We start from the raw sequence: 6188 nt of genomic DNA, 5'->3' as shown, positions 1-6188 counted from the left end.
TACGACGTAGGCGACGAGGCGCTTGTCGCCGGGTACGTCCTCACGCGCGATGACCGCGGCCTGCGCCACCGAAGGGTGAGCTGCCACCACCGACTGGACCTCACCCAGCTCGATCCGGAACCCACGGACCTTCACCTGCTCATCCGCACGCCCCAGATACTCCACCTCACCGTCCGCACTCCACCGAACGACGTCACCTGTCCGGTACAGCCGTCCGCCCGTAGCAGAGAACGGGTCGGCCACAAACCGCTCACCAGTCAGAGCCGCACGCCCAAGGTAACCCCGGGCCAGACCCGCACCCGCGATATACAACTCACCCGCCACACCCACCGGCACCGGGCACAACGCCCCATCCAGCACATACACGCGGGCGTTCGAGATCGGCCGGCCGATCGGCACCAACCCCTCAACATCCGCCTCCGTCGACCACGCCGTCGTATAAACCGTCGCCTCGGTCGGACCGTAAATGTTGGCGACCCGCACACCCGGCAGGACCTCACGGATACCACCGACCACATCCGCCGTCAGCGCCTCACCCGCCAAAACCACCGTGCGCGGCCGCACCCCAAGCCCACCACCACCGGCCACCACCTGCGCAAACGCCGACGGCACACCACTGACCAGACTCACCTCACCCACACCACGCTCACCATCCGCCAGCACCAGCAGGTCCGGCACCACCTCCACACTGCCCCCCGACACCAACGGACCAAACAGCTCAAACACCGACACATCAAAGTTGAACGACGTCGACACCAACACCCGTGCGAACTCAGCCCCGCCAAACTCCCGGGCCGCCCACGACAACAACCCCACCACCGAACGATGCTCAACCACCACACCCTTCGGCCGCCCCGTCGAACCCGACGTAAACATCACATACGCCGGACTCTCCGACCGCAACACCCGCTCACCCGACACCCCACCGTCCAGCACTTCCAGATCCGCGACCGTCGCCGGATCATCCACGACGACCCGCGCCACAACCCCCGGCAGCACCCCTTCCAGCGCCGTCGTAGTCAGGACCACCACCGGAGCCGCGTCCTGCAACATGAACCCGATCCGATCCGCCGGATACTCCGGATCGATCGGCAGATACGCCCCACCAGCCTTCACCACCCCCAACAGCGCCACCACCGTCTCCACCCCACGGCCCATACACACCCCAACCACCGACTCCGCACCAACACCCCGACCGATCAACAACCGCGCCAGCCGATTCGCCCGCACATCCAACTCCGCGTACGACACCTCAACACCATCAGCAACCACCGCCACCGCACCCGGTGACCGCACCACCTGCGCCTCAAACAACTCCGGCAACGTCGAAGCCTCAACCTCAACCCCCGTCTCATTCCACTCCGCCACCACCCGACGAAGCCCATCCCCATCCAACACCTGGACCGTACTCAGCGGCACATCCGGGCCACCCTCCAGCGCCACCTCCAGCGCCGACACCAAACCCTCCGCCGCAGTACGCACCAACACACCCACCGCCTCCGGGTCGACCGGAGCCACCGCATCCACGGCCAGCGAAATTTGATCCGCGTTGTCATTGACCGAGACCGCGAGGGGATAGTTGGTGCGCTCACGCGAGAAGAGCAGCCGGATTCCCTCCATCTCCACGTCCCGGCTTTCGTCCGCGCCCTGCTGCTCGGAGCCCTGGCCGGTGTTGTGCCGGTAGTTGAAGAACGAGGTGAACAGCGGGGTGTCGCCGGCCACTCCGCTGGCCCTCTGCGCCACCGCCAGCGGCGCGTGCTCATGCTCCAGCAGCTCCGCCAGCTGACCACGCATCGCCGACACCGCCGCCAGCACACCCGACTCGCCCACCCGCACACGTACCGGCAGCGTGTTCATGTACGGACCCGGCACCCGGTCCGAACCCGCGCCGGCGTTCATACGCCCGAACAGCACCGTTCCGAACACCACATCAGCTCGACCGCTGACCACCGCCAGCACACGCGCCCACGCCACATGCATGACCGTCGCCGCACTCACCCCGGCACGACGCGCCACGTCGCGCAACCGCTCGTGCAGCTCTGGCTCGAACAGCACAACCTCTCGAGCCGAGTCCGCGCCATTACCCCGTACGTCCACCAGTCCGAACGGCGCCGTCGGCTCCTCGACGTCACCCAGCAACTCGGCGAAGTACCGCTCATGCTCCGAGCGCTCCACCCCGCCACGCGCCTGCGCCACAAAGTCCCGGAATTGAAGTGGCTCCGGCAGCTCCGCGCCACGTCCTCCCAGGAATGCCCGCACCTCCGCCAGCATCACTGCCAGCGCCGTGTGGTCCCGCACCATGTGATGGATGCGCACCAACCCGAGCCACCGGTCACTGCCAGGCACCGCCGCCGCGTGCACCCCGAGCAGCGGCGCCCGGCCCAAATCCATCGACAGACCGCCGGCCGCCAGCAACTCGGCCACGGGGTCGGTGCTCTGCGGATCCAGTACCACTTCCTCGACCGGCAGTACGGCATTCCGCCACACGACCTGTACCGGCTCGGCCAGCCCCTCCCACACGATCGCTGTCCTGTAGATGTCGTGCCGGTCCACCACCCGCTGAAGCGCATCCGTGAAGGCATCCAGGCGATCGCGGGAGTCGAACTCCACCACCGTCGGGAGCACGTACGCGTCCTCGCCGCCTTCCGCCAGCATGTGGTGGAACAGCAGGCCCTCCTGCAACGGCGCCAGCGGATACACGTCCGCCACATTCGCCGCACCACCCTCAACGCCGGCGACTATCCGCTCGATCTCCGCAGCCGTCAGGTCCACCAGTGGCAGCATCTCCGGCGTGATCACAGACGCGTCCGCCGGTATCAGGTTCTCCGGAACCGTGACCGCTTCCGTACCCACCGACAGCGCCAGCTCCGCCGGAGTCGGGGACAGGAACAGCGCCCGCACCGACACCGACACCCCGCGCGCCTGCAAGTGCGCCACGAGCCGGATCACCAGCAGCGAATGTCCGCCCAGCGCGAAGAAATCGTCATCGACCCCGACGCTCTCCAGCCCAAGGACATCGGCGAAGGCGGCGCACAGGATCTCCTCCCGCACATTGGCCGGCCCCCGACCGGAACTCACCGCGTACTCCGGTGCGGGCAATGCCTTGCGGTCCAGCTTTCCGTTCGCCGACAGCGGCAGGCAATCCAGAACCACCACCGCCGTCGGCACCATGTAATCCGGCAGACGCTCACTCACGAACTCGCGCACTGTCGCAGGCAGTTCGACGTTCCCGTCCGTGCCCGCAGCCGGTACGACGTACGCGACCAGGCGCTTGTCCCCCGGTACGTCCTCACGCGCGACAACGGCAGCCTGCGCCACCGACGCGTGGCCGGCCACCACCGACTGGACCTCACCCAGCTCGATCCGGAACCCACGGACCTTCACCTGGTCGTCCGCCCGCCCCGCGAACACCAGCTGCCCACCCGCGGTCCACTTCGCCCGGTCACCCGTGCGATACATCCGCTCACCGGCGCCCCCGAAGGGACAGGCCACAAACCGCTCCGCCGTCAGCCCCGCATGCCCCACGTACCCACGCGCCACCTGCGCCCCGGCGACATACAGCTCACCCGCCACACCCACCGGCACGGGGCACATCGCCCCATCCAGCACGTACGCCCGTGTATTGCCCACAGGCGAGCCGACCGGCACCACACCACCGGCCACCAGCTCCTGGGTCAGGCGGGTAGTGGCCACACCGATCGTTGCCTCGGTCGGCCCGTAGTGGTTGAACACCGCCCGGTCACCGGCAGCGGTCACCAACTCCTGTACCCACGAGGCCGGGGCGGCCTCGCCGCCCAGTACCAGTGCCTTCGCCGGCAGTACGCCTTCTACACCGCCGGCAGCGCTCAACGCCGCCAGATGTGAGGGCACCGCCTTCAGGTAATCGATCCGGTGCTCGGCCAGATAACCGGCCACCGCCTCCGGATCCATGGCCGCACTCTCGTCCAGGATGTGCAGCACACCACCCGACACCAGACTCGCGAACACCACCGTGTTACCCAAGTCCGTAGCCTGCGCCTGCAACAACGCATAACGCCCACCCGGCTCACCGAACCCCACCCGACCCGGCACCGACGCCACATAGTTCGCCAGCCCACCATGGGTCACCGCCACACCCTTCGGCCGTCCCGTCGAACCCGACGTATAGATCACATACGCCGGCACGTCAGCCGCCAGGCCGATGCCCGGAGCCGAATCGGCAGCCCGCGCCAACTCCGCCCGCAGCCGCGGGTCATCCAGCCGCACCACCTGCTCCGTCGCAAGGCCACCGGTCAGGCCCTCCGCCGTCTCCCGAGCGCCCACCACCAGTACCTGAGCCGCGCTGTCCGCCAGCACGAACGCGAGGCGGTCCGTCGGCTGCTCCGGCTCGATCGGCAGGTACGCACCGCCGGCCTTCCACACCGCCAGGATCGCGGTGATCATCTCGACGCCGCGAGGCAGGCACAGGCCCACCACCGATTCCGCACCGACACCCCGGCCCATCAGCAGATGAGCCAGCCGGTTCGCCCGCCTGTCCAGCTCGGCGTACGACACCTCGACGCCGTCGGACACCACCGCCACCGCGTCCGGCGTGCGCGCCACCTGCGCTTCGAACCGTTCATTCACCAGGGTGGACGGGAGATCGGTCGACGTGTCGTTCCACTCGGTGAGCACACGGTGCCGCTCATCAGCCTCAAGCACCTGTACGGCACTCAGCCGAGTCCTCGGTTCGGTTACGAGCTGCTCCAGCACCCGCGCCCAACGGTTCGCAATCCCCTCTGCCGTCTTGGCGTCGAGCAGGTCCGACGCCACCGTCACGGAACCGCCCAGCCCCGCCGGGGCACCCTCGGCGTCGAACGCCTCACGCACGGAGAAGTCCAGGTCGAACTTGGCCGCGCGCGCCGTCCCGGCCGATGCGGCCGCCGGCGATTTCACGGCCGCCTGGTACCCGGCCCCGGACCCGCCACCTTCGCCCAGCGGGCCCAGTTCGGACCGCGCGTTGTTCTGTACGGTCAACATCACCTGGAACAGCGGATGCCGAGCCAGGGAGCGGGCCGGGGCGAGCTCCTCGACCAGCTTCTCGAACGGCACATCCTGGTGCTTGAACGCCGCGAGTCCCGTCTTGCGCACCCGGGCCAGCACCTCACGGAACGTGGGGTCCCCCGACAGGTCCGTGCGCATCACCAGTGTGTTGATGAAGAACCCGACCAGATCGTCCAACGCCTCGTCGGTACGTCCGGCCGCCGCCGTGCCGATCGGGATGTCCGTGCCGGCGCCGAGGCGGGACAGCAGCATCGCCAGCGCGGCCTCCAGCACCATGAACGTGGTCACGCCTTCGGCCCGGGCCACCTCCACAAGGCGCGCGTGCACGTCCGCCGATACGTCGATCGGCACCCGGTGCCCGCGGTGGGAAGCCACTGCCGGACGCGGACGGTCGAACGGCAGCTCCAACTCCTCCGGCGCACCCGCCAATGCCTCGCGCCAGTAGGCAACCTGGCGAGACATCAAACTTTCCGGGTCTTGCTCTTCGCCGAGCAGCTTGCGCTGCCACAGCGCGTAGTCGGCGTACTGCACCGGAAGCGGCTCCCACTCCGGCGCCCGCCCCTCGCACCGCGCCGCATACGCCACCGAGACATCCCGGGCCAGCGGCGCCGTCGACCAGCCGTCGCTGGCGATGTGGTGCATCGCCACGACGAGCATGCGTTCGTCGGGCCCGGCCTCGAACAGCCACGCCCGGATCGGCACCTCCGACGCCAGATCGAAGGCATACGCCGCCGCCTCAGCCACCGCGTCAGTCAGGTCCGCGGGCGCGACCTGGACGACAGCCAGCTCCCAGTCCAGGTCGTCGAGCTTAAGGATGCGCTGGTAGGGCTCGCCGTCAACCACCTCGAAGACCGTACGCAGCACCTCGTGCCGCCCGATCACATCCCTCAGCGCCGCACCCAGCGCCGCACTGTCCGTCCCGCTCGGCAGCGGCAGTACGACGGGAGTGTTGTACGTCGCGCTCGGCCCCTCCAGCTGCCAGATGAACCACAACCGGCGCTGTGCGTATGACAACGGAATCATCAGGAGTCCTCCTGGACACGCATCGGCTGCAACGCCGGCCTAGTTTTCTTGTCGGTTCCGAGCCGCTGTGCAAGCGATCAGCCGGACGGCGGCGAGCCGAATCGTGAATGTATTGCCGAGGAGTCCCATTCATCAGGCGCATG

At 68.3% G+C, this 6188-nt stretch carries 1 protein-coding gene; it reads right to left on the bottom strand.

Annotated elements, in window-relative coordinates; genetic code table 11:
- A partial coding sequence (locus J7E89_RS20240; protein WP_214975507.1) for a non-ribosomal peptide synthetase occupies nucleotides 1-6045 on the bottom strand: 6045 nt, incomplete at its 3' end.
- Nucleotides 6046-6188: the final 143 nt, after the last annotated feature.

The sequence above is a fragment of the Streptomyces sp. ISL-100 genome (assembly GCF_018614615.1).
Lineage (GTDB): Bacteria > Actinomycetota > Actinomycetes > Streptomycetales > Streptomycetaceae > Streptomyces.
The sequence above is the reverse complement of the archived record's forward strand: the minus strand, read 5'-3'. Positions and strand labels throughout refer to the sequence as shown.